The organism is Crassaminicella profunda (assembly GCF_019884785.1).
Taxonomy (GTDB): domain Bacteria; phylum Bacillota; class Clostridia; order Peptostreptococcales; family Thermotaleaceae; genus Crassaminicella; species Crassaminicella profunda.
This window is the reverse complement of record NZ_CP082326.1, coordinates 447,977-474,611: the sequence shown is the minus strand read 5'-3', so window position 1 is coordinate 474,611 and position 26,635 is coordinate 447,977. Positions and strand designations below refer to the sequence as shown.

Below are 26,635 nucleotides of genomic sequence, written 5' to 3'. Positions count from 1 at the left end.
TCTCCTCCAATACTTTCAGTCACACATATTACCTATTTTCTTCTTTAAATTTATTAATATTTTTTGTATTTAAAGATTTAATAACCTTTACAATTGCTTTCTTTGCGGATATATAATCATAAACATCGATAATTGAACTATTTGTACTTACATTTCTTGCACAAATACAAGTTGTTAAAGTTGGACACCCTATTAATAATTTATGCACCCATTTAGCATCACTTTCTCCCATTGAATAATAATATTGATGCTTTATATTATTTGATTTACAAATGTCAACTAAATGTCCCAACAACGCTCTATTAGGCATCATTGATTTATCATAATAATTAATCAATATCCCTTCTCCTAGTTTACCTACTACATCCTTATTGACCTTTATATCATTTGCTTGTAAACAATCCATTACAATACCTAAGTCTGGCTTGACTAATTTAGTCGCAGTTTCAGAGCCTCTCAATCCTACCTTATTTTGCACTGTACATCCAACATATAAATCCACATCTAAATCCGTATCTTTTAATGCTTCCAATAATTCAATACCCATAATACAACTATAGCGATTATCCCATGCTTTAGAAAGTATTCTCTTTTCTGTAGCCAATACCTCAAATTGTCCTTCTATAACAATTGAGTCCCCTAGTTTTATCCCCAATTCCTCAATTTCTTCTTTACTAGTAGCACCAATATCCACTAACATTTCACTAATCTTTACTGATCTAGGCTTGTCTTCCTGAGGATTTATAGTTACTACACTTCCTTTAAATACCTTTCCCTCACTATTTATCAATCTAACTCTTTGTGCCAATATAGTTTGGTTGAAAATAGTCCCTAATGGCAAAATTTTTATTAGTCCCATATCTGTAATACCATTGACCATAAATCCAATCTCATCCATATTTCCACAAACCATAACTTTTTTTGCATTGTCTTTTCCACAACGTCTTACTGCAAAAATCGAACCTAAATTATCGAAAACAACCTCATTTGTATATTCTTTATAGTACTTTTGCAATACTTTAGAAATATATTTTTCATTTCCTGAAACACCAATAACTTGAGTAATTTCTTCCATTAATTTCAATGTGTAATCACTTAATTTCATACCCTTTTACCTCTTTTCTTTAATGAAATATTTTTTCCTATGATTTCTTACCTTATTTTGCTAGTTTATATATTGCTTGGCTAAATATTTTTGCATTTAATACGATATCATTCATATCCATATATTCATTAGGATTGTGTGCTATACCTTTTTGTCCTGGAAAAGATGGGCCAAAAGGTACAATATTAGGCATAACCTTTGCATAGGTTCCTCCAGTCGTTGTAACTGGACTTCCATCTAAATGGGTTACTTCTTCATACGCTTCTTGCAATGATCTAATTAAAAAAGACTTTTTTTCAAATTTAACTGGATTATAATTATTTAATAGCTCTATTTCTAAGTTACAACTCATTTTAGATTCTATTTGCTTAATGATTTCATCTATTGTACACGTTGCTGGATAGCTTAAATCAAATGTGAAATTTAAATAATTATCCTTATTATCCAAATTATAATTTCTCATTTGCATCATTCCAAATTCTTTATCACTATAATTAATTCCTAGTCTATCACCATTTGATTTACTTGCTAAAAAATAAGTATTAACAAAATCAAAAAATTCTCGTGTTAGCTTTTCATAGTTTTCTTTATTCATATCAATTCCTATTTTGATTTTTGCTCTACCTCTTTCACCATAAACTACTGGATACTTACAATCAGGAGTAAATCCCATGATTGGTGGTTTTTCTCTATTTAAATAATAAGGTATGTCAGAAAATCCACTTTCTTCGTCCGTGCCAAATATAATACGTATGGTTTTTGATAATTTCAATTTAGATTCCTTTATAGCATATAATGCATATAATGCACTCATTATCGGTCCCTTATTGTCAAGTACTCCTCGACCATAAATTTTACCATTTTCAATATTTCCACTAAATGGTGGATTACACCATCCTTCTTTTGCTAAAACTACATCTACATGTCCTACAATCCCTATATAGTTCTCATCATCTCCTAATTGAGCATATCCCATATATCCATCTATATTCTCTGTTTTAAAACCTAGCTTTTCAGATATTTCAAGAGCCTTAAATAATGCCTTGTTAATATTTCTTCCAAAGGGAGCTTTTTTCTCCGGTGTTCCTTTTACACTTGGTATTTTGACTATTTCAATAATATCTTCTATTAATTTCGTCTTAACTTCATCTATTTTTTCATTTAACTTCTTTTCCATTTAAAAGCTTACACCTCCCTAATTCATGCGAATTATTATTAAAAAAGCAGTCTAAATCTAGACTACCTTTTCAATAACATATTTGCTTTGCATACTCACTTGTATCCTCACCATCAACAATTTTTTTAGCTAACGTACAAATATTTTCAAGTGACTCAGTTAATCCTATTCCACCTTTTTTAGGCATAACTACAATATCTATTAAATCTTTATGATCTAAAATAGTTCGTTCATTTTCCTTAGACATTCCAGCTATAGCTGGAATGTCTGTTTTTTCATTTATTTCATGCGCCAATACTGCGCACATTTCTGCATATCCAGCATAATTAAATGCTGGTCCACATATAACTACATCTGGATTAATTTTTTTCACCATAGCAGTTATTTTGAATTTTACTTCTTCTTTATTATTTTTAAAATATCCATCTCCACAATATAAGCACGCTACAACTACTCCACCTAATTTTTTCAAAATCGGTCCTAACATACTTGCAGAACCTATCGCCATAGTTTTTCCGCCTAATGGCAAGTTCGGATTTTCTTTTCCACCTTGCCCTGATTGGATTTGATCAAATATCATTAAAACTTTCATCATCTTCCCTCCTAAAAGTCCTCCGCAGATAGGTCCTCAAATGAAATATCTTCTATTTCAGATTCACTATTTGTTGCTTCTTCTTCGTCTTTTAAATATTTTTTATCTAGCATTTTTATGAATGGATAGTAAATGAAACATCCAAGTATTAGCAACCCTATTTGCCATAATCCTGCAACTAAGCTCCCTGTGGCTAAGTATCCTGAAAATCCTATAGGAGTTGTCCATGGTAATGCTACCCCTGTAGTATAAGGAATAATTCCTAGATTAGTAGCAAATGTAGAAAGTATCAAGTTCACTGATGGAACTACTATAAAAGGAACGATCAATACTGGATTCAATACGATTGGTAAACCAAAAATAATAGGTTCATTAATCCCAAAGATTCCTGGAACAATTGACAACTTCCCTAATTGGGTAATTCTTTTTGATTTACAAAATAACATCATAACAATAACTAATGAAAGGGTACTTCCTCCACCTCCATAACATGTAAAGAAATCTGAAAATGGGCCTGTAAATATATTTGGTAATGGTAAGCCTGCTTGAAATGCTTCTAAATTTTCAATCGTTAATACTTTCATAATAGGTCCAAATATTGTGTTTGTAACTGCCGGTCCATTGATTCCAAAGAACCAAAACAGTGAACCAAATGTACTATAAACCATTTGTGCTCCTAATGTATTGCCTATACCTTGTAATGGCATTTGTAATACGGTATATATAAACTTATGTGCTGTTTCAAATGTTGTAAATTCAAATCCTATACGTATTAAGAAAAAGAATCCTATAACTATCGAACTTGGAATTAAAGCTGCAAAAGAATCAGCTACAGCCGGTGGCACACCATTCGGCATTTTTATAGTCCAACCTTTTTCATAAGCCCAATTAAAGATTTTCACAGATACCACAGATACAATAAGTGCTAAGAATATCCCGTTAGAACCTACATATTCAAAAGCTAATGCACTTATTGTGCCACTCCCTTTAACACCTTCAAATGAGATACACGTCGGCATTAAAATAATAAATGACACTAACGCTACAGCAGCACTTTGTATTTTATCTCCCTTTATTTCTCTAGCATATGCATAACCAGTTCCTAAACAACTCAATAAAGCAATAATACCAAATGTTGCTCTCGAAACATTTACAAACCACATGTCCCAACCTTCGCCAAGTATTTTTGTCCAAAACTCCTCCCATCCGGATATTGGGAAATTAGCTAACAATAAGAAGATAGACCCTACAATTAATAGTGGTGTTGATATTAAAAATCCATCACGAATTGCAATCAAAATTTTGTTTTTACCTAATTTCTCAGCAGCTGGCATTAATAGCTTCTCTAATAATTTAAACATCTTCTGTCCCCCTATTTTTTATTTTTTTTCATAAGTACAATTGCTTTCTTCAAAACTTTTTCTGCATCCATCATTCCATAGTCTAGTGAGTCAATTACCGCTATTGGAATATTACAATCCTTTAGTTTTTTTACAGTTTCATCATATAAATACTTAACTTGTGGTCCTAACAATATACAATCTGGATTCAATTTTTCAACAATTCCCTCAATTTCCCCATGGGAAAATGCTTTCACTTCAATAGGAAGTTTATGTTTCTCTGCTACATCTTGCATTTTTTTTGCAAGTAAACTCGTAGACATTCCTTGACTACAAAACAAAAATATTTTTTTCATTCTTTCTATCTCCTTTTCTTGATTTTTTATCTGTTCGCTCATACAACAATATATGATCTAACCCATTTTTATACTTCCATGTAAATAAGTATTCCAGACAATCCATCTACCATAGATACGAATCAATTTTTAAAAACGTTTTCCCCAAATTTACAACTTACTTGTTTTCTATATCAAATTGCTTTTCTTCGATCATTCTAAATCCCCTTATTAAACTAGATTACCCTTTTGATAAATCTCTATCAATTCATTAATTAAATTTTTTGCTAACATACAATTCATTAGGTGATCTTGTGCATGTACCATAATTATAGAATATTCCGTCTTCTTCCCTTGTGCTTCTTCAACAATAAGATTTGTTTGTGCTTTATGTGCCTTATTTAATAATTCTTGTGCTTTTTTCATTGCTTCTTCTGATTTTATAAATTTACCTTCCTTTGCAAATCTTAACGCTTGAAACATATCAGACATTGACTCCCCTGCAGCAGATATGATTTGAAATGATGTTTCTTCTAAGTTGTTCATACTATTCCTCCTCGTATAAAATATAGTTTTTTTATTTATGCTTAATCCAGATATCTTAGGGCTAACATGATCTTATAGATAATTAGTAAAAGATAATTCTTATTTTCCTTGATAGATCACCCCATTGCTTACATCTACTAATATATAAGATAACAAACTCAATTTCTAATAAATTATTTCCTTTTTATTAGGAAAGTTTATAGTTATCATACAAAATTTACACCTGTTTCTTTAATAATTTTCCAGCTTCCTTATCAACAATTATGCTTACATCAGAATGGAGCTGCAATATTGAAGCAGGTAGATTGGGTGTTATTTCTCCATAAATCATTTTATTTAAAACTTCAGCTTTTTTCTCTCCACTTCCTAATAACAAGATTTTTTTAGCATTCATAATCGTTTTAATTCCCATGCTTATTGCTGTTTTTGGAACTTCTTCGTAAGAATTAAAAAATTTAGAATTGGCTTTTAAGGTCTTCTCCTCTAATGTTACTAAATGTGTGTGTGCTTCAAACTTCACATCTGGTTCATTAAATCCTATATGTCCATTCTCTCCAATTCCCAATAATTGCAAATCAATACTACCAGCTTCTTCTATTTTCTTTTCATAATTTATACATTCATTTTCTATATCTTTACATCTTCCATTTGGGATATGTATATTTTTCTCCTGTATATTTACAAACTCAAATAAATTCTTTTTCATAAAATAATGATAACTCTCCATATCGTTCCCATCTAAGCCACAATACTCATCCAAATTAAAAGCAATAATATCTTCAAAGCTTATTTTCCCTTCATTGTACATTCTAATAAGCTCTCCATAACTTCCACATGGTGTAGATCCAGTTGCAAATCCAAGTACACTTTTGGGTTTACAACTAATTTGACTTGCAATAATCTCTGCCACTCTTCTACTCATATCCTCATAACTTTCAGCCATTATCACTTTCATTTTAACACTCTCCCTTGTGTACAAGTTGCCCATGAACAAATGTAAATTTAATATGAAAATTTTCATCAAATACAGTAATATCTGCATCCTTCCCCTCATTTAATGAGCCCTTTTGATCAAATATCTCCATAAGTCTTGCTGGATTTTCAGTAGCCATTTTCACTACATCTACAATATTAAGCCTTGAAATATTTTTATAATTTCTTAAAGCATCATTCATGTTTAAAATACTTCCTGCTAAAGTACCATCCTTCAACCTAGCAGTATGGTCCTTTATCTCTACAGTTTGTCCTCCTAATTCATATATCCCCGGCTTCATACATGCTGCTCTCATAGAATCTGTTACTAAGATTATTTTATCTAATCCCTTAATTTTTGTAATTATCCTCACCATTGCAGGATGTAAGTGTATATTATCCACTATTACTTCAGCATAAACATCAGAATCCATCACAGCACCTACAGTTCCTGGCTCTCTATGATGCATTCCTTTCATTGCATTGAAAGTATGTGTTGCGCTTTTTACACCATATTCAATTGCTTTCATGGCTTCATCATAGGTTGCACCAGAATGTCCTATAGAAAGATATATTTTTTTAAGATTTCTCATTTTTTTAGTAAATGTTAAATTTCCATCCTTTTCTGGTGCATAGGTTATATACCTTATGACATCCTCATATTTTTTTACAAATTCAAAATCAAGATCACTAATAGATTCAGCCTGTTGTGCTCCTTTATATTCTGGATGGATAAAAGGACCCTCGAGATGTGCTCCTATGATATTTGCACCTAGCATTTTCATATTCATTCCGATTTTTATGGCTTTTAAAGCTTCTTCTATTTTATACATCTCCATAGTCATTGTAGTAGGTAAAAAAGAAGTCACCCCATTTTGGACGATGCCCTTCGAAATCACCTTCAAGGATTCATGATTCCCATCCATAACATCTTTTCCAGCAAAACCATGCGTATGAATATCTATAAATCCTGCTGAAATAAAATTTCCCTTTGCATTATACACCTTGATTTTTCCGTATTTTTCAACATTATCCGTAATTTCTACTATTTTTTCTGAAAACAGTATTGCTTTACCCTCTAAAACTGTATCATTATAAATGATTTTTCCATTCACTAAGGCCGATAGCAAATTTATCCTCCTTGTCTACTTCTCTGTTGTTTGAAACAGATTTCTTTTAAATTATTGCACCTTCGCATATTAATATATTCTATTTTAATATCTATTTCCAATAAATGATTTCCTTTTTATTAGGAAATTTTTTCTATGGGTACAGTTAACCATATAACCATAATCATCTCTTATTAGAAAATAAATCGCAAGGCATAGTTCATTTGAATATACTAAAAACAATTTTGGCAAAAAACAATAAAAGATATTCAATTGATAAAAAGAATACTACCTTCAAAAAATTATTCAGTAACCAAACTTTCAAATGAAACGGGTATATATAACTCTACATTATCAACATGGAAATTAAAAACTTTAGAAGGTCAGCCTACTAGAGAATAGATTTGTGCCTTTATTGATTTGTACAACAATAAACACTAGCATAGTGGAATAAACTTTTTGACACCGAATAGCAGACACAATGGACAAGATGAAGAAATCCTGAGGTGAAGAAAGGAACTATATGAATCAGCACATAAGCTTCATCCTCGAAGGTTTAATATATCAAAAAAAACTTTTCAAAAGACAACTGACAAATATGTAAACATATTAGTTTATATATTTGTCATAGTCAAGATGAAAAGTTATTTTGATTATTTTTTATTTGTTTTAACTTTGTTTTTCATTATGATTTTTTGTATTATTTTAATCATATATATTCATGATTTTCACTTAGCAGAATACTCTTCTTTCAACATAGAAAAAATCATTTGATCCAAATATCCTCTTTCATCTTTATAAGATTGACGCATTACCCCATCTAGATGCATGCCAATACTTTTATATAGATGAATCCCAACCTTATTATGAGGATATACATCTAACCAAAATCTATTTGTATTAAGCTTTTCAAAGCTATATTTCATGATTCCTAAAAGAGCTTCCTTTCCATAACCATATTTCTTTTTTGAAATGGCAATGCGACGAAGTTCAAAAACATCAAACTTAAAATTCATCCTAGCTAATGCATAGCCTACAATATTATTTTCCTTTTTTTCTCTAAAAATCAGTAGTAAAGCTGTATCACTATTGATTTCATCTAAATGTTCTTGGAAAGATCCTTGCCAAATAAAGCTTTTATTCTCTTCATCATTCTCCATCTTCATGATGATAGGAATATCTTCCTCTTTTGCTGGACAAATATTTAAGCTTTCTGTGGTAATAAGTACTTTCATCTTTCCATCCCCCCAATTAAATATTGTATTACCTTCTACACCATAGCTCTCCCTATATCCCTTTTAAACATTAAATCTTTTAATTTTTATAGTAAACAAACATACTATTCTAATTCCATCTTACAGGTTTTTGGAATATTTTTCAAATTCATTTTCATATTAAAATACTAATGTTACCTAATATCTTTAATTACTTTCATAAAAGCTGTTGGAAAAGCATATTTTTTGATTTCCTCTAATGAAATCCATTGAATTTCTGGATAATCTATTTTTTGCTCTTTAATAAGCTCAAAAGCATAGACTTTCATCTTCCATTTTCGGTGGGTAAATACATGCTGTTTTTCAAATAAATATTTTCCCTTTTTTATGTGCATACCATAATTTTCTTCTAATTCTAACTCAATGCTTTTTCCTTCTTCAGTATTCTTTTCTCGCTCAACACTAGGAAGTGCCCAAAGATTTGCTAAAAGTCCTTCTGTAGGTCTTTTCATAATCAATATTTTTTTATCTTTCCATAGGACTGCAAGCTCCATTTCTATAGATTTTACTTTTATTTTCTTTTTCTTTATAGGCAGTGTTTCCTGTACTATAAGTTTTCGTGCAGTGCACTCCATAAAAAGAGGACAAGCAATGCATTTTGGAGAAGTAGGAGTACAAATAAGAGCTCCTAGTTCCATGAGTCCTTGATTAAAAAAGGATGGATTGTTTTGACTGATTACCATTTGTCCTATTTTTTCCATTTCTTTTCTCGTATTATTTTCTCCTATATCTTCTTTGATATAAAATAATCTAGAAAAAACGCGCATAACATTTCCATCTACTGCTGGTACCGCTTCGTTGTAGGCAATACTTAAAACGGCCCCTGCTGTATATGGACCGATTCCTGGAATCTTTTTTATTTCGTTTAATGTATCTGGCATTTTGCCATCATACTCTTTTACAATAACTTTTGCTCCTCTGTGAAGATTTCTCGCCCTTGAATAATAGCCAAGACCTTCCCACATTTTTAAAACTTCTTCTTCATCTGCATTTGCTAAACTTTCAATATTGGGAAATTTATCTATAAATCTTAAAAAATAAGGAATCACCGTATCCACCCTTGTCTGCTGAAGCATAACTTCTGAAATCCATATATAATAAGGATTGCTCGTTTCTCTCCAAGGGAGTTTCCGATGATTTTTTTCATACCATGTAATTAAATGATTTTGTATATTTTCTATATTTATTTTATCAAATTTTTCGTAGTCTCCTATTTTATAAACTTTCACATCATCTCTCCTTCTATCCTTCTATCCTTCTGTAACTCTTCCATCTCCCAAAAGATCAATAGGTTCTCCTAAATACTTTGGTTTTGTTTTTAAAATGTTCACTAAAAGGTAATCTTTACATCTAGCAATACTTTCTCTTACTTTATATTGTTTTATTTTAGGGTAAAAATGCTTGTCCGATGGTACACCATAAGCCTCTATCCCTAGCTTTCTAGCAATATATACAGCTCTAGGTAAATGGTATTTTTGTGTTACAATAATAATCTTTTTGGCTCCAAAAACATCTTTTGCACGATATAAACTTTCATAAGTGCTAAATCCTGCATGATCCATAAAAATATCTGCCTCTGCTGCACCTTTGTTCATTGCATATTTTTTCATAGCATTTACTTCGTCATAATCTTTTCTTCCGTGATCTCCTGTTAATAAAAGCTTTTGTGCTTTGTTATTTTTATAAATCTCCATGCCCGTATCTAATCTATCCGATAGAATTGGAGATACATTTCCACTTTTATAAACCAATGCTCCTAAAACTAAAGCTGCATCTGAATTTGGAACATTTTCAATAGAGGTTATATAATTGTCTGAAAAACTAGTTACATGGTAATTAATCAGTCCAAATGAAAGCCCCCCTATTAGCATTCCGATTAGAACAAGCTTTAGTGTTTTTTTTATATATTTTTTCATATTTCCCTCCATTATTTCTTGTCCTTAATTTTATTTTCAAAATAGAAATCGTGCCTTTACCAAGCTAAGAAATATCCTCAAAATTCAATACAAAACCAGCAAATCTATAACATTACTTATTACTTCTTTATTTATTATTATATCTTTAAAATCATAGTAAAAACAACTTATTTATTGTTTTTCACAAAGTTGAAATATATTCCATTTTCAGGTAAACTAATTATGTCTTTAACATCCTTTTATGATTTAAAATAGATTGGAGAAAAAATCAATGCCTTATATTATTTTTTTCATTTTTAGTATCATCCCTATCCTCATAGGAATGATGATTATTACAGGCAAAAAAATCATGGTTAGTCGTACATTTGAACAATTTATTATTTTTTTTATAATATTTTCATCATCAACCATTAAAGGAAATTATCATATAGCTTATCATGATGTATATTTTGTAATCATTGCACCTTTCCTTGTTGCAATCATTTCATTTCTATTTTTAAAAGGAAAATATAGCATCTATAATACCCATAGTGTAGACATAACTCCTTTGATCAGTGAATCTTTAGAGGAATCTCATATTGATTATATACTTAAAGAAAATGCTATCATTATTCCTCAGTATAATAATAGAAGAATCGATTTAAATAATGACTCTAATTGTACCAGAATTGATTTAAGTGAGTTAAGAGAAATCCATGTGCATAAAAAGATATTGATAAAAATTAAATCTAAATTAGGTAGTATAAACAAAAAATATTTTCCAACGTATGGAGTATTCTTTGTTGTTTTAGGAATTTTATGGATTGGATTGCTTTGTTATGGAAAAATATATGTTCCTACTTTACAAAACTATTTGATTTTTCATACTAATGAAATAAACCATGTTAATCTACTAATAGATAATCATAAGAATCAAAAAATACATAAAATAACTATATCTGATAAAGATAACATATTAAAATACATCAATGAACTCAACAAATATCCATTAAAAAGAAAATATATTCGAGAAACACTGTACAATCTAGAATATAGTATTACTTATAAAGGAAAAAATTTGCCTTCTGAATACGCATCTTTTTTCTTTGAAGAAAAAGACAGATATATTGATATTGGACTATTTTATTGTAAATATTTATCCATCACCATCACAGATAAAAAAAATCTTGACAGCATTCATTATGAATTTGAATTACTAGATAAAGTTTTTGATATGAAACCCATATTGCTATTGCAAAGGGATAAATGCACTAATCGTAAGTAAGATACATTTTAAGATCAAAAGCAACCCACTAATATTCTAGCAGGTTGCTCCTAAAATCACTTCTACATAATGATCTTTTCCATCATCCACTAGAGGAATATTCTTCTCTTCTCTCCTTTTTCCATCTATCGTAATATAATCTACATTTGTATTCACTCGCTTAAAGTTTTTTACAAATATTTTATAATGAGTGTTTTTGTATTGATACTTAATCGTATACTCTTTCCATTCTTTTGGAATACAAGGATTAATGGTAAGAATATCATCTTTTTTCTTTAACCCTAAAATATATTCAATTCCTACCCGATACATCCATCCAGCAGCTCCCGTATACCAAGTCCATCCACCTCTTCCGGTATGAGGACTCACAGCATATACATCTGCTGCTATTACATAGGGCTCTACTTTATAGGTTGCACACTCTATAGGTGTTCTTGTATGGTTAATTGGATTGATCATATTGTATAACTCTAAAGCTTTGTCTCCATCCCCCATCATAGCAAAGGCATTGATTACCCAAGTTGCTGCATGGGTATATTGTCCTCCATTTTCTCTTACTCCTGGCACATATCCTTTGATATATCCAGGATGTAAATCACTTTCATTAAAGGGTGGCGTAAATAGAAGAATCATTCCTTCTTCTTTTTTTACCAAATAACGCTGTGCTGAATCCATTGCTATCTGTTTACGATCAGGTCTTGCAGCACCTGAAATGACCGCCCATGATTGGGCAAGAGAATCGATCATACATTCTGTATTTTCTATGGATCCTAAAGGGGTTCCATCATCAAAGTATGCTCTCCTGTACCATTCCCCATCCCAAGCATTTTCTTCAATATGATGTGCAATGTCCTTTGCTGCTTTTTTATATCTTTCTCCACGATCTGGTTCATTCATTTGTTCACAAATGGAAGCGAATTTATTCAAAATATCATGTAAAAACCAACCTAGCCAAATACTTTCACCTTTTCCTTTATTCCCTACAGTATTCATGCCATCATTCCAGTCTCCTGAACCCATAAGAGGAATACCATGTTCTCCAAATCTTAATCCTCTTTCAATGGCTCTTACACAATGCTCATAAACAGAAGCTTTCTCTTCAGAAATTCTAGGAATGCCATATCTTTCGTCTTCATGTTCTCCTAAGAGCGATTCCTCTAAGAAGTGAACTTCTTCATTTAGCAGCATATCATCTCCTGTATAGCTTACATATTCTGCAGTTACTAAAGGAAGCCATAGTAAATCATCGGAAAACTTAGTGCGTATTCCTTTTTCTCCAGCTCCTGGATGCCACCAATGCTGTACATCCCCTTCAACAAATTGATGTGCACAATGAAGAAGGATTTGTTTTCTTGTTGCCTCTGGCATAATAGGCATAGCATTCATTGCATCTTGAAGTTGATCCCGAAAACCATAAGCACCCCCTGATTGATAAAAGGCTGACCTTGCCCAAATCCTGCAGGCTATAGTTTGATACATCAACCAGTAGTTTATCAATAAATCCATTGACAAATCTGGTGTTTTTACTTCAATAGTTCCTAAAAGCTCTTTCCAATATGTCTTTATTTCATCTAGACTACTCTTACAATCATTTATAACCTTATATTTTTTGATAAGTTTTTGTGCTTCATCCATATTTTCACCATAACCTAATAAAAATACCAATTCTTTTTCCTCATTAGGTTCTAGCTCAATCAAAACTTCTATTGCTGCACAAGGATCAAAGGCAGCACCTACTCTATTAGAAAGACCTTCTCTTCTTAGGGCATTTGGGCTACTTAAATCCTTATTTTGTCCTACAAATTCCTCTCGATCACCTGTATAGGATACTATTTTTTCTGATGAAGTTACAAATGCAGTTCTTCCTGGAAAATCAACACTATATCCATTGTTCATCATAAGAACTTCTCTTTTTTCATCCATTTTCGTTACAATATACTGCTGGGTAATCTGGTCACTCACCCCAAGTACAGGTCTTAAATAATAAATACTAGATAATGTTCTTTTCACATCTGAGTGATTCTTTAATTTTACTAAACTAATCTTAATAGATTCATCCTTTGTCACAAATACAGTAAGATTTTGTAGTATCCCATGACTATCATGCGTAAAGGTTGAATACCCCATACCATGTCTTATAGTATAGCTCTCCTTTTCTCGAATAGGGAGAGGGGTAACAGACCAGTATGCACCACAACTTTCATCTCTTAAATAGATTACCTCCCCAATGGGATCTGTTATAGGATCATTTGACCATGGGGTTAATTTATTTTCACGACTATTTTCAGCCCATGTAAATCCAGATCCATTCTCCGTAATATGAAAACCAAAGTTTTTATTGGCGATGACATTGGTCCATGGAGCAGGGGTATTACACCCTTCTTTAAGTCTTATAATATACTCCTTACCATCCTTACTAAAACCGCCATATCCATTAAAATAATCAACATTTAATAGTTCATCTTGACTTTTGTATGCTATCTTGTCTTTTTTAAATTCTTTTGCTTCTGGAAATTCTTTCTCTATATCCTTCATTCTTATTTGATGATAAATAGATCCTTTCTCTCCTTTTAGAACGAGTCTAGCTACGGTATACAAAAGGTTTCTGTCTTCTTCAGGCATAATATTTGCATTTCTTACATAGATGCCTCCTGCTTTGTTCATAATATCATGACCATATTTTGAAAATACCGTTTCATTTAGAAGCTCTTGTAATGGCTGTAGATAACTACTTTTATCTTCATTGAATATGATTAAGTCTACAGAAAGTCCCTTCATTTTCCAGTATTCATGGGCTTTAAGAGCTTCATGAACAATTGCTATATCCTCTACCCGGCTAATGCTTACTAAAACAATTGGGAGATCTCCTGATATGCCATAAGCCCAAAGCCCTGATTGCCCTTTTTTATTTTCCTTAAGCATTTCCTCATATTTTCTTCTATGAGGGCTTAAGTAAAGAATGTGGGGAATCATATCCTGATAAACTTCTATTTCCTCAGCCTTCAGACCTAAATAAGAAGTTTCTATGATACTCCTTGTAAAAGCAAGATTTAAGGCTCTTTTAGTTGATGAAAGATCATAGTATTTTCTTGCCATATCTATTGCTTCTTTTCTACTATTGATCACAGAAGTGACAAAGGATACACTCACTGTTTTTCCAGGGATGATCTTTACTCTTCTTCTAAGGCTCATAATAGGATCAAGTATGGGACCTGTTGTATTCGTAAGGGAATTTGTAAAAGCAAAAGAATTACCTATATTCCTTCCTCTACCAATGAAATTTCCTCGATTTGTTTCATATTCTAAATTACCAAGGGTTTCTCCCTCCACCGCCATAGTGTGGCACATCCATATGCTATTCTTTTCTTCAAGTCTTGGTCTTCTTGAAGCAATAAGACTATCATATTCAAGAATTGCTTCTGTTCTAATAAATAAATTACTGAATGCTGGATGGGCCATATCAGCAGCTTGTGGTGCTAAAACCGTTTCAAAATAACTAGTAAGCTCCATTACAACCGGTTCATTTCCATGGTTTGTAAGGGTTATTTTTCTGATTTCTGCATCATCTTCTGAGGATACAAAAATTTCTGTATGGGTATCAATATTATCATCTGTTCTCATAAAGGCTGCCTGATCAAGAGAAAATTTTACTTCATAACCATCTGGCTCTATATGAATGGGATCAAATATAGACCCATATACTTTGTTTGTATTTAAATTTTTTAAGAAAATATAGTTTCCATGTTTTCCTGTAAGACTATCTTCTCTCCATCTAGTAACCTGTATTTTTTCCTTCTTGCTGTATCCACTGCCTCCATCTGTAACCATTACAGAATATCTTCCATTAGATAGAATATGGCATCTAGGAAGTCTACCATCTATATCCCTATATTTTCTAACTACATAAATATCTTCTTTTTTAGGTTCCTCTAAAGGCTCTATTGCTTCCTTATATTGTTTTGTAATAAGCACTCTTACAGGAGTTTTTTCTTGAAGTAATACTTCTGCTGATTTCATCACAGGGTCCATATGAAATCTCTTTTGCATGATATTTTCATTTAAATAATTATTAAGAGCTAGTAGCCCCATACCTTGATGGTGTGCCATAAAGCTTTTGATGACCCCCTTTTTCTTTCCAAAGGGCAATCGCTCTGGTGTATAATCTATTGCTTCATAAAAACCATAATTTCCTTCTACGCCATCCTCTATTAATCTTTTTATGTTCTTCATTGATCCTTTTCCATCAAAAGAAAGAGCCAAAAGGGTTGAATATGGCGAGATGACCATATCATTAATGAGTCCTCTTTTGAGTCCTAGATCGGGTACTCCAAAAGCTTTATATTGATAGTTCAAATTGATGTCAAAGGCATAATACCCTGATTCTGAAGTTCCCCAAGGAACATTTCTCTTTTCTCCATACTTTTTCTGGGCCTTTATAACCGTCCCATAGGTTTCATCCATTAATGTATTTGTATAATTTTTCATCACTAAGGGAGGCATGAAATATTCAAACATGGTTCCTGTCCATGAAACCAAACCTCTATATCCATCTACAATGGACAACGCTCTTCCTAATTTTGACCAATGCTTTTTAGGTACTTCTTTTCTTGCAATGGCTATATAACTAGTAAGTCTTGCTTCTGAAGCCAATAAATCATAGTAGGAATCTACCAAATTTTCATCTTTTACATTGTATCCTATGGAGAATAGATTTTGTTTTTGATCATACAACTCAGTAAAATCTGTATCTTCTACTATTTTTTCTATTCTTTTGATAAGATCCTTTATTTGTGCAATCTTTTGCTCAACATGTTCATTAGCAATAAATATTCTATTTTTTAGCTGTATGAAAGCTTGTTGATTGTTTTTCTTTAAAATTTTGTTAAGATCTTTAAGAATATCTTTATAAAGAGTATTTAACTCTATTAAGGATAACTCTCCATTAATACGATCTACCTGTTCTTTTAATTTTTTATATTCTTCAACTTCTACCCTTGCATCTACGAAGAATAAATTTATTTCTTTGTTTAACTCATTCATCATAAAATGAAATTTTTCGTTCCATCCTGTTATATTGTTGGTTTTTTCAAATCTTTGAAATAATTCTTTCCATTCTTTTAACTCTAATTTTTCTTTTTCCAGAAAAAAGTCTATGGTCTCTACGTTTTGTTTTTCATTTGTTAACGCAACCGTATCTTTTATCCCTAATAATACAGCTTTATCCAGAATAGGTTTTTTAAAATATTCTAAAAGACCTTCCTTTAATGTAATCATATATCCAATAAAATTTCCGCTATCAACCGTTGAAACAAAGAAGGGTCTTAATACTTCTAAAGTTTTGGTATCATACCAATTATACAGATGGCCTTTCCATGTTTCTAACCTTTCAATAGTAGACAATGTCTTTTCAATACGTTCTACCATTTCAATGGTTGAAATATACCCAAAATCTCTAGCAGATAAAGTAGCTAACAGTAAAAATCCAATATTAGTTGGAGATGTCCTATGGGCTACTCCATTAGGTGGGTCTTCTTGATAATTATCAGGAGGAAGAAAGTGATCCATTTCTCCTGCAAAATCTTCATAATAGCTCCATGTCTTTCTTGCTAACCTTCTTAATACAGATGAGTCTTCATGGTCTAATTGTACCTTAATCATATTTTCTTTACTTACCTTATATGCAATAACAGGAGATAGTGCCCATATAAGACTTATTGGAAGGGCGTATACTAAATTGTTCGGTGATACCACTCCAACAAAAATGATAAGAAAAAGTGCCATAATAATAGCAACCTTCATTCTCTTTATGAAGCTTAATGTATCATTTTTTAATTTTTTCTCTACATCTGCTGCCGTAACCCATTCTAATAAGTTTTTCTTGGAAATATATACACGATATAAGGTTCTGACAATACCATCTACCATCATGAAGGCATGATAGGGTAAAAATATAAAATTTAATAATGTTTGGTAACAAACAGCCCTAAAACCATATATAAGATTTCCATTGGTTCTTTCCATTGCCGTTCTATAATATTTGTTCATCATACAATTGAAACATTCCATCAAACAAGGAAACAATAGGGTAAAACTAGCAAATCCCACCCAAACAAAAGATTTCCCAGGAAAAACGGTAAGTCCCAATATGAACAAAAGTAAAAGACTTAGAGAAGTGAGACTTCTTCTTAAATTATCAAGTACCTTCCACTTAGAAAGCTTAGATAGTGGATTATTCACTACTTTTCCCATTCTATTTTCTATTTTAGGAAATAACCATCTAATCAGCTGCCAATCTCCTCTAATCCATCTATGTAGTCTCATGATAAAGGAATTGTATCTTGATGGATAGCCATCAATCAGTTCAATATCTGTAGTAAGAGCTGTCCTTACATAGCTTCCTTCTAATAGATCATGACTAAGTACTGTATTATCTGGTATCACACCACTTAAAATCTCATTGAATAATGAAAGATTGTATATTCCTTTTCCTGTAAAGATTCCTTCTCCAAATAAATCTTGATATACATCTGAAGTAGCTGTAGTATACGGATCAATTCCTCCCTGTCCTGCAAAAACTCTTGTAAATGTAGATTTACTCGCACTTTCCACATCCACTCCAATACGAGGCTGAATTAATCCGTACCCTTCTTCAACGATTCCTTTTTCTTTATTTAAGACGCCTTTATTGAGTGGATGAGATATGGTTCCAATGAGTTTCTTTGCTGTATCTATAGGAAGATTGGTATCTGCATCTAAAGTAATAATATATTTAATTTTTCCTACAATATGAGATAAATCTCCTGAAATAACATTATAGGAGGTATCTTTTGATCCTGTAAGAAGTTCATTAAATTCTACTAAAGCACCTCTTTTTCTTTCCCAACCCATCCATTTTTGTTGTTTTTCACTAAATTGCCTGTATCTATGAAAGTAAAAAAATCTATCTAATCCATTAGCGTATTTATGGTTTAATTTTTTGATTCCTTCTAATGCCTTATGAATAAGGAGTTCATCATTAGGCTGAATCTGAGTATCTGAATCTTTGAAATCTCCTGCTACTCCAAAGTATATATTTTTATCCTTATTCCCTAAATAATATACTTCTAGCTTTTCAAGGAGATCTTCTAAAACTTTTTCATTTGGAACCAATGTAGGTATGACTACCATTGTAGTGGCATCTTGTATAACACCTTCTTTATATTCCAGCTTCGGTAAAAATGCTGGTGTAAATTTATATGTAACCATCCAATTTACTATTGTTACAGCAATATCACTAGCAGGAATCAAACTAATTGTTCCTGCTAATAAGCTTAACAATATATGATTAGAAGACCTATACGCATAGTATCCTAATAATAAAGCAAGACATCCTGTTATGACCATAATCGGTACTACATATACAGAAATAGGATAATCATGGAAATAGTTTTTTGATTTTTTATAGTTTAGCTCTCTTAATAATTTTTTTCTCCCTTGATCTACAATGTAATAGCCTACATGCTTTATTTTATCCTTGTCATCTAATATTTCAGCATTTTTTGCATAGCTAATAGCAGTTCTTGCAACTTTTGTTTCCGATGTATTGCACATCTTAGCAATCTTTTCAATTTCATGTCGATAATAGTTTCTCGATGAAAAATCCATTGCACCATAAATATTTAAAGGGTCCCCCCTTAATATTTCTTCAACCTTAGATAAAGACTCAAATATGTCATTCCAGTCTAATTTTGAAACAATATTCAAGCTAATAATGGCATTTCCTATAGATATTTTTCTTGCTGCTTGATCTTTATGCTCAAGTTCTATTACTTGATTCATAGATGTATCAAATTCCATTAATTTTTTTTCAATGATATCAATTGCCTGTCCTGATTCAATTCCTGTGGTTCTAAGCTTTTTTAAAAGATGTTCGATATAAGAAGGACTTAATAAATCCATATTTTCAAAATCTCTTTTTATATCCTCTAAAAGAGTTTCTTGATTTCTTCCTTTAAGTCTTTCAACCTTTTTCCATTGTTCTTGATTTTCATATATTTTTTCACTAATATTTCGTATTTTTTCAACAAGAGCAAGACGAATCATCAAAGAAAGAGCCCAAATTTCCCCGATAGTAAGAACCTTATGAGATTGATAAGATTTTATAAAATTCACTAATAAAGTTTCATCCAATCTCCCATCAGTATGAGAAACCAACTCAAGAGCTATGCTATAAACTCTTGGATAGCCCTTGAGATATCCATTATCTAGAATATGTAGCTTTAAAAATTTATCCTTTGTAACGTTTTGTCTAATAACCTGAACTTGTTCCTCTATTTTATAATAGTTATCTAGAAGCCATTCAGAAGCAGGTGATAAGTCATTTCCTTTTTTTACTTCTTCATTGAGTCCTGCATAAATAGAGGAAATTGTTTTAAAGTTATGATTGAGCCTAGACCAAAGCAATCTAATATTCCCACGTTTTTTTGCTATAACATGTGACTTTGCAATCTCTATAGCATGTTCGTTTAATTCCTCATTGTTTAGCAAAACATCTTTCATTTCTATTTTTTCATCATTCTCTATTCTATAATTTTTTTTGAGGAACATATCCCTGTATCCCTCCATCTATTTTTTCTACTTATTTTTTAATATATTCTCTACCTTTTGACTAAACTGCGTTGAAAGTTCTTGTGCATATTCTTCTGAAAATCCTTCTGTATAAACATTAAATACAGCTCTTTCACTATCAGGCAGAATAAGAGCCCATCCCTTATCATCATGAATTTTTACACCTTCAAAAAGTTCCATATTTTGGTTGCGATGATTAACAATAATTTCTTTAATTACTCTTCCCTTATCTTGCCAATCACATGCAATTTCTTTTTTTATAAGATGAAAATTTGGAAGTTCATCTACCAAATCCTTCAAGCTACAATCTTTACTGATTAAAAAATCAATAATCTTTCCGGCTGCCAAAACAGCATCGTAATTCAAAATATATTGTAAATGCATATTTTCGCTATTATCACCATTTAACATTTCCTTCATCCTATAGCTAGGAGCTGTTTTTGTTCTTATGATTTTCGCTTGAAAAGATTTAGCCATTTGGTCAATGACTTTTGGCGCTGTATATGGAACAATAATTTCTTTGCCTACGCCAAGTTTTAATAATATCTGAGTAACTAAAAGGGTATACCTTTCTCTATCAACAATCCTTCCTTCCTCATCAATCAATATAATATTTTCTCCATTACTGCTTAGAATCATTCCAATACTACCTTTATTTTTCTTGATCTCAAGGGATAAATCGTCTATATATTCATTTAAATTTTTATATTTATGTAGACCATATTCACATTGTACTTGACACCCTATAGATTCAAAAAAAGATTCAGCTAAATTTAAAACATTTTTGCACTCTGAACTGATAATAACTTTAGGATTTTTCCTCTTAATTTTAGATAAATCACTCATAAGCTTTATGCCATTTTGCATATACAAAGATGAAAAATTATCAATATGCATGACACTTTTTACATTTTCAACGTTACATCTTTTAAAATCATCTCTATTGAATAAATTTTCTATTTTTCTTTCCGTATTTCTATCTATATTTGCACCATTTTTATCTACAAATTCAATATGTGCTAAATCTTTTTGAAAAGAGTCCAAACGAATGTGAATACCACCATCTGCATCATAATGCCTTACACCAAATCGATTCATAGGCATAGAAGCATCTTTTAGATGAATGACTCCTGCACCGGTTGAAAGAATCCCTGATATAAAAGAATTTTTTATGATATCACATGCATTAGATTTATCACTACTTACAACGATTGTAGCATCACTTTTTAAATTTGAAGCAAAGGAAGAACCAAGTCTTGAAGCAAATTCTGGCGTAATATCTATATTGATATCTCCAGATATGTCCTTGTACCCAAAAATAGTTTTGGTCTGTTTTGTTCCCCATACAAGATTTTGATGAACAATGGTATCTTCCTCAATTTTTTTATCTGGCCAAATTTTTATATTTGGTTTTACAATAACACCATTAGACAAGACACTTCCACTTCCTACAGCAGAATGTTCATAGATATTTACACCATTTTTTATTTGTGTATTGCTACAAACCGTTGCACCGCTTAAATGGGTATTGCCCCCTACCTTGATATTTTTCCACAATATACTTCTTTTTAAAGTAGTTTCTTTTCCTATTTCACAATTTTCTCCAATAATCGTAAAAGATTGAATGGCTGCATTACTATGTATTTTGGAGTTTTTTCCAATAAAAACTGGAGGTGATAACTTTACATCTTCTCCTATGGTTACACCTTCATCTATCCAAACTTCTTTTTCAAATTCTTTACAATCTAATTTAAATTTCACTTTTCCTTCCAATATATCAAATTGGGTTTTCATATAAGAGGTCAAATCTCCAATATCATTCCAATAATCATCCATAACGTAGCCATACATAGGTACTTGATCCTTTAATAATTTTGGAAAGAGATCTTTACTAAAATCAAATTTGTCCCCTTTTTTATAATAATCTAACACTTCAGGCTCTAATATATAAATGCCTGTATTCACCGTATCACTAAATACTTCACCCCAGCTTGGCTTTTCTAAGAATCTAATGATTTTTCCCATCTCATCTGTAATGACTACACCATATTCTAATGGAACAGAAACTTTTTTTAGTACCAATGTTGCTTTTGATTTTTTATTTTTATGATACGCTATTGCTTTTTTTATATCTATATCTGTCAAAGCATCTCCACTAATTACAATAAATGTATCATCTAAAAATTCTTCTGCATTTTTTACACTTCCTCCTGTTCCAAGAGGGATATCTTCTATGAAATAATTCAGATGAACCTTCCATTCTTCTCCTTCTCCAAAATAATCCGTTATGACTGAAGGAAGATAAGCCATTGTAACAGCTATATCATCAATCCCATATTTTTTTAATAATTCAATTGAATATTCCATTACAGGTTTATTGAAAATAGGAACCATTGGTTTTGGAATCCCACAAGTAAGAGGTCTTAATCTTGTTCCTTTTCCACCTGCCATAATTACTCCTTTAATACGAACCACTCCTTTTCTAAAATGTCTAGAAGCACTAACTGTATGTGGAATGCTCTATTATTTATCATTTCCAAAAAAATACCGATTATTTAAGTTATTAATACTTAGACATGTTAATTATTATATTCAAGGAGCATCATGAATATTCACTTTTTCATAAAAAAAAAGACCATATACTTAAAGTATATGACCTAATTTATCTATTTTACCCAAGGAATTGGATCTGTAGGGCTTCCATTTTTCCTCACTTCAAAATGAAGATGAGCACCAGTAGACCAACCTGTACTACCACATTTTGAAATAGTTTGACCTCTTTTTACTTTTTGTCCTTCCCTTACAACAAGCTTAGAGTTATGACCATATAAGGTTATAATCCCACCACCATGATCAATCATTACTGCTTTTCCATAAGCACCATACCAACCTGCTTTTATAACAGTTCCATCTCCTGCAGCTACAATACGCTTTCCGTATTTAATCCCTATATCTATTCCTGTATGCAATTTCTTTCTCTTAAGAATTGGATGAATTCTATATCCATAAGGAGATGTAATTCTTGTATATCCAGGCGCTGGCCAAGCCAATTTTCCACCTATATATTTTCCTCCTGATTGTTTTCTTCTAATCTCTTCAGCAATTTTTTGTGCATAAGCATTCATTGCATCAATTTGCTTTTCTAGCTCTTTGCTATTCTTCTTCAAGTCTTCCTTGACGCTACGTATTTCACCTCTACTTACTTCTAACTCTTTTTGCTTACTATTCATATTTTTAAGCATAGCACTCATGCTGCTCTTATGACTTTCTAGTGTTCTTTTCTTTGTATTGATTTCATCTCTTTGTTCTTTCATATAAGCTAGTAAATCCATATCCTGATGAAATATTTTTTTGAGCATATCTAAGTTAGATAAAAGGTCTGTAATACTTTCTGAGTCAAGAAGTACTTCTGCATATCCAATATCTCCATTTTTATACATTACCTCTAACCTAGCATTTAATGTATCATTTTTATTATCAATATTATTTTCTGCTTGTACTAACTCTTCTTTTGCCTTAGTAATTTTCTTTTTTGTCTTATTCATCTCTACATTGATATCATCTATTTCTCTTTCTGTTTTATCAATCTTTCTATCTAATTCGTTTATTTGAGCATTAATGCTTTTTTGTTTCTTTTTATTAGCATTCAATTCTCTTTGTGCTTGATTAATCTGATTGTTTACTTGATTAAGTTTATTCTGATCACTCGTCCCATTTAATGCAAAAGTATTTCCTGTAATGAGTAAAGATAGGGTGGTTACCACCACAACAAATAATCTTTTGTATTTTATTTTCATTACCTAATTCCCCCTAATAACTTTTATACTTCTAAGAATTTTCTCATGGAGAATATACTTCCTAAAGCACCAATTCCCATACCTAACACGATGAAAATAATAGCTGTATTTTCAATAAATACAGGTGCTGGAATCATATATGCTGAAATCATCACATACAACTTTTGTGTGATAAAATCAAATATACGTTTATAACTAAAGCCAACAATGAAAAGAGCAATCAATGATCCCATTAATCCTAACAACACTCCTTCTATTAAAAAAGGCCATCGAATAAACCAATTGGTAGCACCTACATATTTCATAATGTTAATTTCTCTACTTCGTGCAATAACCGTTAGTTTAATGGTATTTCCAACAACAAACATGGAAATAAGTATTAAAATACCAATCACAATAATTCCTGCCAACCTTATGAAATTGGTAATCTTTAAAAGTTTTTCTACAATATCTTTATAATATTTTACCTCGTCTAATCCTTGCAATCCCTCTACTCGACTGACTACATAATCTGCATAGGATATATCCTTTAGCTTAATAATATATGAATTGGGAAGAGGATTTTTCTCAAGTCCTTCTAAAAGATACCCGTTTTCTCCCCACTTTTTTTTCATATTTTGTAAAGCTTCTTCCTTAGATAAAAAATCCACATATTCTATGCCATCGATTCCTTTAATAAGCCCCCCCATGTTTTCTATTTGGCTCTGTGTTAAGTCATCTTTTAAATACACTTGTATAGAATCAAACTGTCCTTTTGCTGTTTCTGCCAAACTGTTTATATTTAATACAATCATAAATACAATCCCTAAAATCATTAATACACAAGTAATAGACACTACAGATACCGTCCCCATAATACGATTGCGCCAAAAACCTTTAAATCCTTGTTTGACCATATAGGATATGGTTCTAGTTTTCATAGCCATACACACCCTTCTTATCATCTCGCACAATTTTACCACATTCTATTGCAATAACCCGTTGCTGCATCATATCTACTATTTCTTTGGCATGTGTAGCCATAACAATGGTTGTTCCTCTTCGATTAATTTGTTTCATAAGCTTCATAATTTCCCATGCTGTATCTGGATCTAGATTTCCTGTAGGCTCGTCTGCAATTAAAACAGATGGACTGTTTACAATGGCACGGGCAATGGAAACTCTCTGCTGTTCTCCCCCTGAAAGCTCATGGGGATACATTTTTGCCTTTCCACTAAGACCTACCATAGCAAGAATTGTTGGAACTTGTCTTCTAATTTCCTTTGGAGTAGCTTCAATAATCTCCATAGCAAAAGCTACATTTTCATAAACTGTTTTATTTGAAAGAAGCCTAAAATCTTGAAAAACCACACCTATTTTCCTTCTAAGCTCTGGAATCTTTCTTGTGCTAAGTCTTGTAATATCCATCCCATGAATACTGATTTTTCCTTTTGTTGGTTCTATTTCTTTCAATAATAATTTAATAAAGGTTGATTTTCCTGCACCACTAGGTCCTACCACAAAGGCAAAATCTCCCTTTTCTATGTGTATACTTATATTTGAAAGAGCTCTGACACCTTTTCCATACTCTTTTGTAACATTTAAAAATTTTATCACCTTTATCAACTCCTAAAGTTATATAATTCTACATATCCTTCTACATTTCCTCTATCCTTTTATTATAAATTTCTGGTTCATTTGGCTTATTTCTTCAAAAAAATATAAACTTCTGAGTCTATTATATTATTTTTTTTTGTAATTTCCAAATCCTATTCCTCTTTTTATTTTTAATTTTTAACATTTTTGGTATAATTATTTTAAAATAGCTTATCTTTCAACAATTAAATCAATGCTATTCTCATTTATTGTTGTTTTTCTAGCCCTATAAACCAAATATAATTATTCCTAAAAATAACCTTCAAATTTTTAAAGGTTATTTTTAATAAATATTAAATATTATCACTATATGACTTGTTTTGTTATTAAATCTATCATTTACTCTATCTATTTTTTTAAAGATAAAATCAAAGTTCATAGGAGGGGTTCGTATGGATAAAAAAAAGATTCGTCAAAAAATATTAGAAAGCAGAAAATCACTTTCTAATGAGATGATTTGCTTAAAAAGTACAAATATTTTTCATAAATTAAAAACTTTAGACTTATACAAAAATGCAAAAAACATCATGATTTACATGGATTTTAGAAATGAAGTGAAGACTCATTTAATCATTAAAGATTTACTATCTTCAAATAAAAATGTTATCCTGCCTATCAGTGTTCCAAAAACAAAAGAAATGATTTTATCCAAGCTTTTAGATCCAAAAGAAGAACTTACAAAAGGGACTTATGGTATTTTAGAACCAAAAAAAGAATATATCAGAAAAGTCAATAAAGCTATTTTAGATTTGATTATTGTTCCTGGAGTAGCCTTTGACAGAGAAGGGTATCGGATTGGATATGGTGGCGGTTATTATGATCGTTTTTTAGATAAACTTTCAAAAGATATTCCATCAATTGGTCTAGCCTTTGATTTACAAATCATTGATCAGGTTCCTAATGATTCTTTTGATTATCCAGTTGATTTTATCATTACAGAAACCCAAATCTTTTCATGTAAATAGG

The 26,635-nt window shown here is 31.2% G+C and carries 18 protein-coding genes; 2 read left to right on the top strand and 16 right to left on the bottom strand.

Features of this window, described 5'->3' with window-relative positions:
- Nucleotides 1-28: 28 nt before the first annotated feature.
- From K7H06_RS01950 to K7H06_RS01900, 11 genes are all read right to left on the bottom strand, one after another.
- Nucleotides 29-1,105, bottom strand: coding sequence for a M42 family metallopeptidase (locus tag K7H06_RS01950; protein WP_223038306.1), 1,077 nt, complete (start codon nt 1,103-1,105; stop codon nt 29-31).
- Between the two features lie 52 nt (nt 1,106-1,157).
- Nucleotides 1,158-2,282: a Sapep family Mn(2+)-dependent dipeptidase gene (locus tag K7H06_RS01945; protein WP_223038305.1), complete on the bottom strand. Its 1,125-nt coding sequence runs from the start codon at nt 2,280-2,282 to the stop codon at nt 1,158-1,160.
- A gap of 70 nt (nt 2,283-2,352) precedes the next feature.
- On the bottom strand, nt 2,353-2,874 hold the full coding sequence (locus K7H06_RS01940) for a GrdB-related putative oxidoreductase (protein WP_223038304.1): 522 nt from the start codon (nt 2,872-2,874) through the stop codon (nt 2,353-2,355).
- A gap of 11 nt (nt 2,875-2,885) precedes the next feature.
- Nucleotides 2,886-4,235 carry a PTS sugar transporter subunit IIC gene (locus K7H06_RS01935; RefSeq protein WP_223038303.1) on the bottom strand — a complete coding sequence of 450 codons (1,350 nt, stop codon included), beginning with the start codon at nt 4,233-4,235 and terminating at the stop codon, nt 2,886-2,888.
- Nucleotides 4,236-4,246: 11 nt separating this feature from the next.
- Nucleotides 4,247-4,570 (bottom strand): PTS sugar transporter subunit IIB, encoded by a 324-nt coding sequence (locus K7H06_RS01930; RefSeq protein WP_223038302.1) that lies wholly within the window; start codon nt 4,568-4,570, stop codon nt 4,247-4,249.
- Between the two features lie 210 nt (nt 4,571-4,780).
- Nucleotides 4,781-5,095, bottom strand: coding sequence for a PTS lactose/cellobiose transporter subunit IIA (locus K7H06_RS01925; RefSeq protein WP_223038301.1), 315 nt, complete (start codon nt 5,093-5,095; stop codon nt 4,781-4,783).
- Between the two features lie 217 nt (nt 5,096-5,312).
- Complete coding sequence (gene nagB / locus K7H06_RS01920; RefSeq protein ID WP_223038300.1) at nt 5,313-6,050, bottom strand: glucosamine-6-phosphate deaminase; 738 nt, start codon at nt 6,048-6,050, stop codon at nt 5,313-5,315.
- Nucleotide 6,051: 1 nt separating this feature from the next.
- Nucleotides 6,052-7,197, bottom strand: coding sequence for an N-acetylglucosamine-6-phosphate deacetylase (gene nagA, locus K7H06_RS01915; protein ID WP_246637611.1), 1,146 nt, complete (start codon nt 7,195-7,197; stop codon nt 6,052-6,054).
- A gap of 707 nt (nt 7,198-7,904) precedes the next feature.
- Complete coding sequence (locus K7H06_RS01910; RefSeq protein WP_223038299.1) at nt 7,905-8,411, bottom strand: GNAT family N-acetyltransferase; 507 nt, start codon at nt 8,409-8,411, stop codon at nt 7,905-7,907.
- A 173-nt stretch (nt 8,412-8,584) separates the two neighbouring features.
- A complete protein-coding gene (mutY, locus tag K7H06_RS01905; RefSeq protein ID WP_223038298.1) occupies nt 8,585-9,679 on the bottom strand; it encodes an A/G-specific adenine glycosylase in 1,095 nt (364 codons plus the stop codon).
- Between the two features lie 21 nt (nt 9,680-9,700).
- A complete protein-coding gene (locus tag K7H06_RS01900) occupies nt 9,701-10,366 on the bottom strand; it encodes a SanA/YdcF family protein (protein WP_223038297.1) in 666 nt (221 codons plus the stop codon).
- A gap of 271 nt (nt 10,367-10,637) precedes the next feature.
- Between K7H06_RS01900 and K7H06_RS01895 the strand changes: the two genes are divergently transcribed.
- Complete coding sequence (locus tag K7H06_RS01895) at nt 10,638-11,630, top strand: hypothetical protein (RefSeq protein WP_223038296.1); 993 nt, start codon at nt 10,638-10,640, stop codon at nt 11,628-11,630.
- 36 nt (nt 11,631-11,666) lie between these two features.
- On the opposite strand, the gene K7H06_RS01890 is transcribed toward K7H06_RS01895, so the two are convergent.
- The 5 genes from K7H06_RS01890 to ftsE all read right to left on the bottom strand — a co-directional run bounded on the left by K7H06_RS01890 (nt 11,667) and on the right by ftsE (nt 25,630).
- Nucleotides 11,667-20,216, bottom strand: a complete 8,550-nt coding sequence (locus tag K7H06_RS01890) for a glycoside hydrolase family 94 protein (RefSeq protein WP_223038295.1) — start codon at nt 20,214-20,216, stop codon at nt 11,667-11,669.
- A 27-nt stretch (nt 20,217-20,243) separates the two neighbouring features.
- Nucleotides 20,244-22,688: a sugar phosphate nucleotidyltransferase gene (locus K7H06_RS01885; RefSeq protein ID WP_246637610.1), complete on the bottom strand. Its 2,445-nt coding sequence runs from the start codon at nt 22,686-22,688 to the stop codon at nt 20,244-20,246.
- Nucleotides 22,689-22,903: 215 nt separating this feature from the next.
- Nucleotides 22,904-24,034 (bottom strand): murein hydrolase activator EnvC family protein, encoded by a 1,131-nt coding sequence (locus K7H06_RS01880; RefSeq protein ID WP_223038293.1) that lies wholly within the window; start codon nt 24,032-24,034, stop codon nt 22,904-22,906.
- 23 nt (nt 24,035-24,057) lie between these two features.
- Nucleotides 24,058-24,960: a permease-like cell division protein FtsX gene (gene ftsX, locus K7H06_RS01875; protein WP_246637609.1), complete on the bottom strand. Its 903-nt coding sequence runs from the start codon at nt 24,958-24,960 to the stop codon at nt 24,058-24,060.
- Nucleotides 24,944-25,630, bottom strand: a complete 687-nt coding sequence (ftsE, locus tag K7H06_RS01870) for a cell division ATP-binding protein FtsE (protein ID WP_223038292.1) — start codon at nt 25,628-25,630, stop codon at nt 24,944-24,946. The genes ftsX and ftsE overlap by 17 nt, the downstream gene beginning before the upstream one ends.
- A gap of 431 nt (nt 25,631-26,061) precedes the next feature.
- Between ftsE and K7H06_RS01865 the strand changes: the two genes are divergently transcribed.
- The gene (locus K7H06_RS01865; RefSeq protein ID WP_223038291.1) at nt 26,062-26,634 is read left to right on the top strand and encodes a 5-formyltetrahydrofolate cyclo-ligase; all 573 of its coding nucleotides are present in this window, start codon (nt 26,062-26,064) and stop codon (nt 26,632-26,634) included.
- Nucleotide 26,635 lies beyond the last annotated feature (1 nt).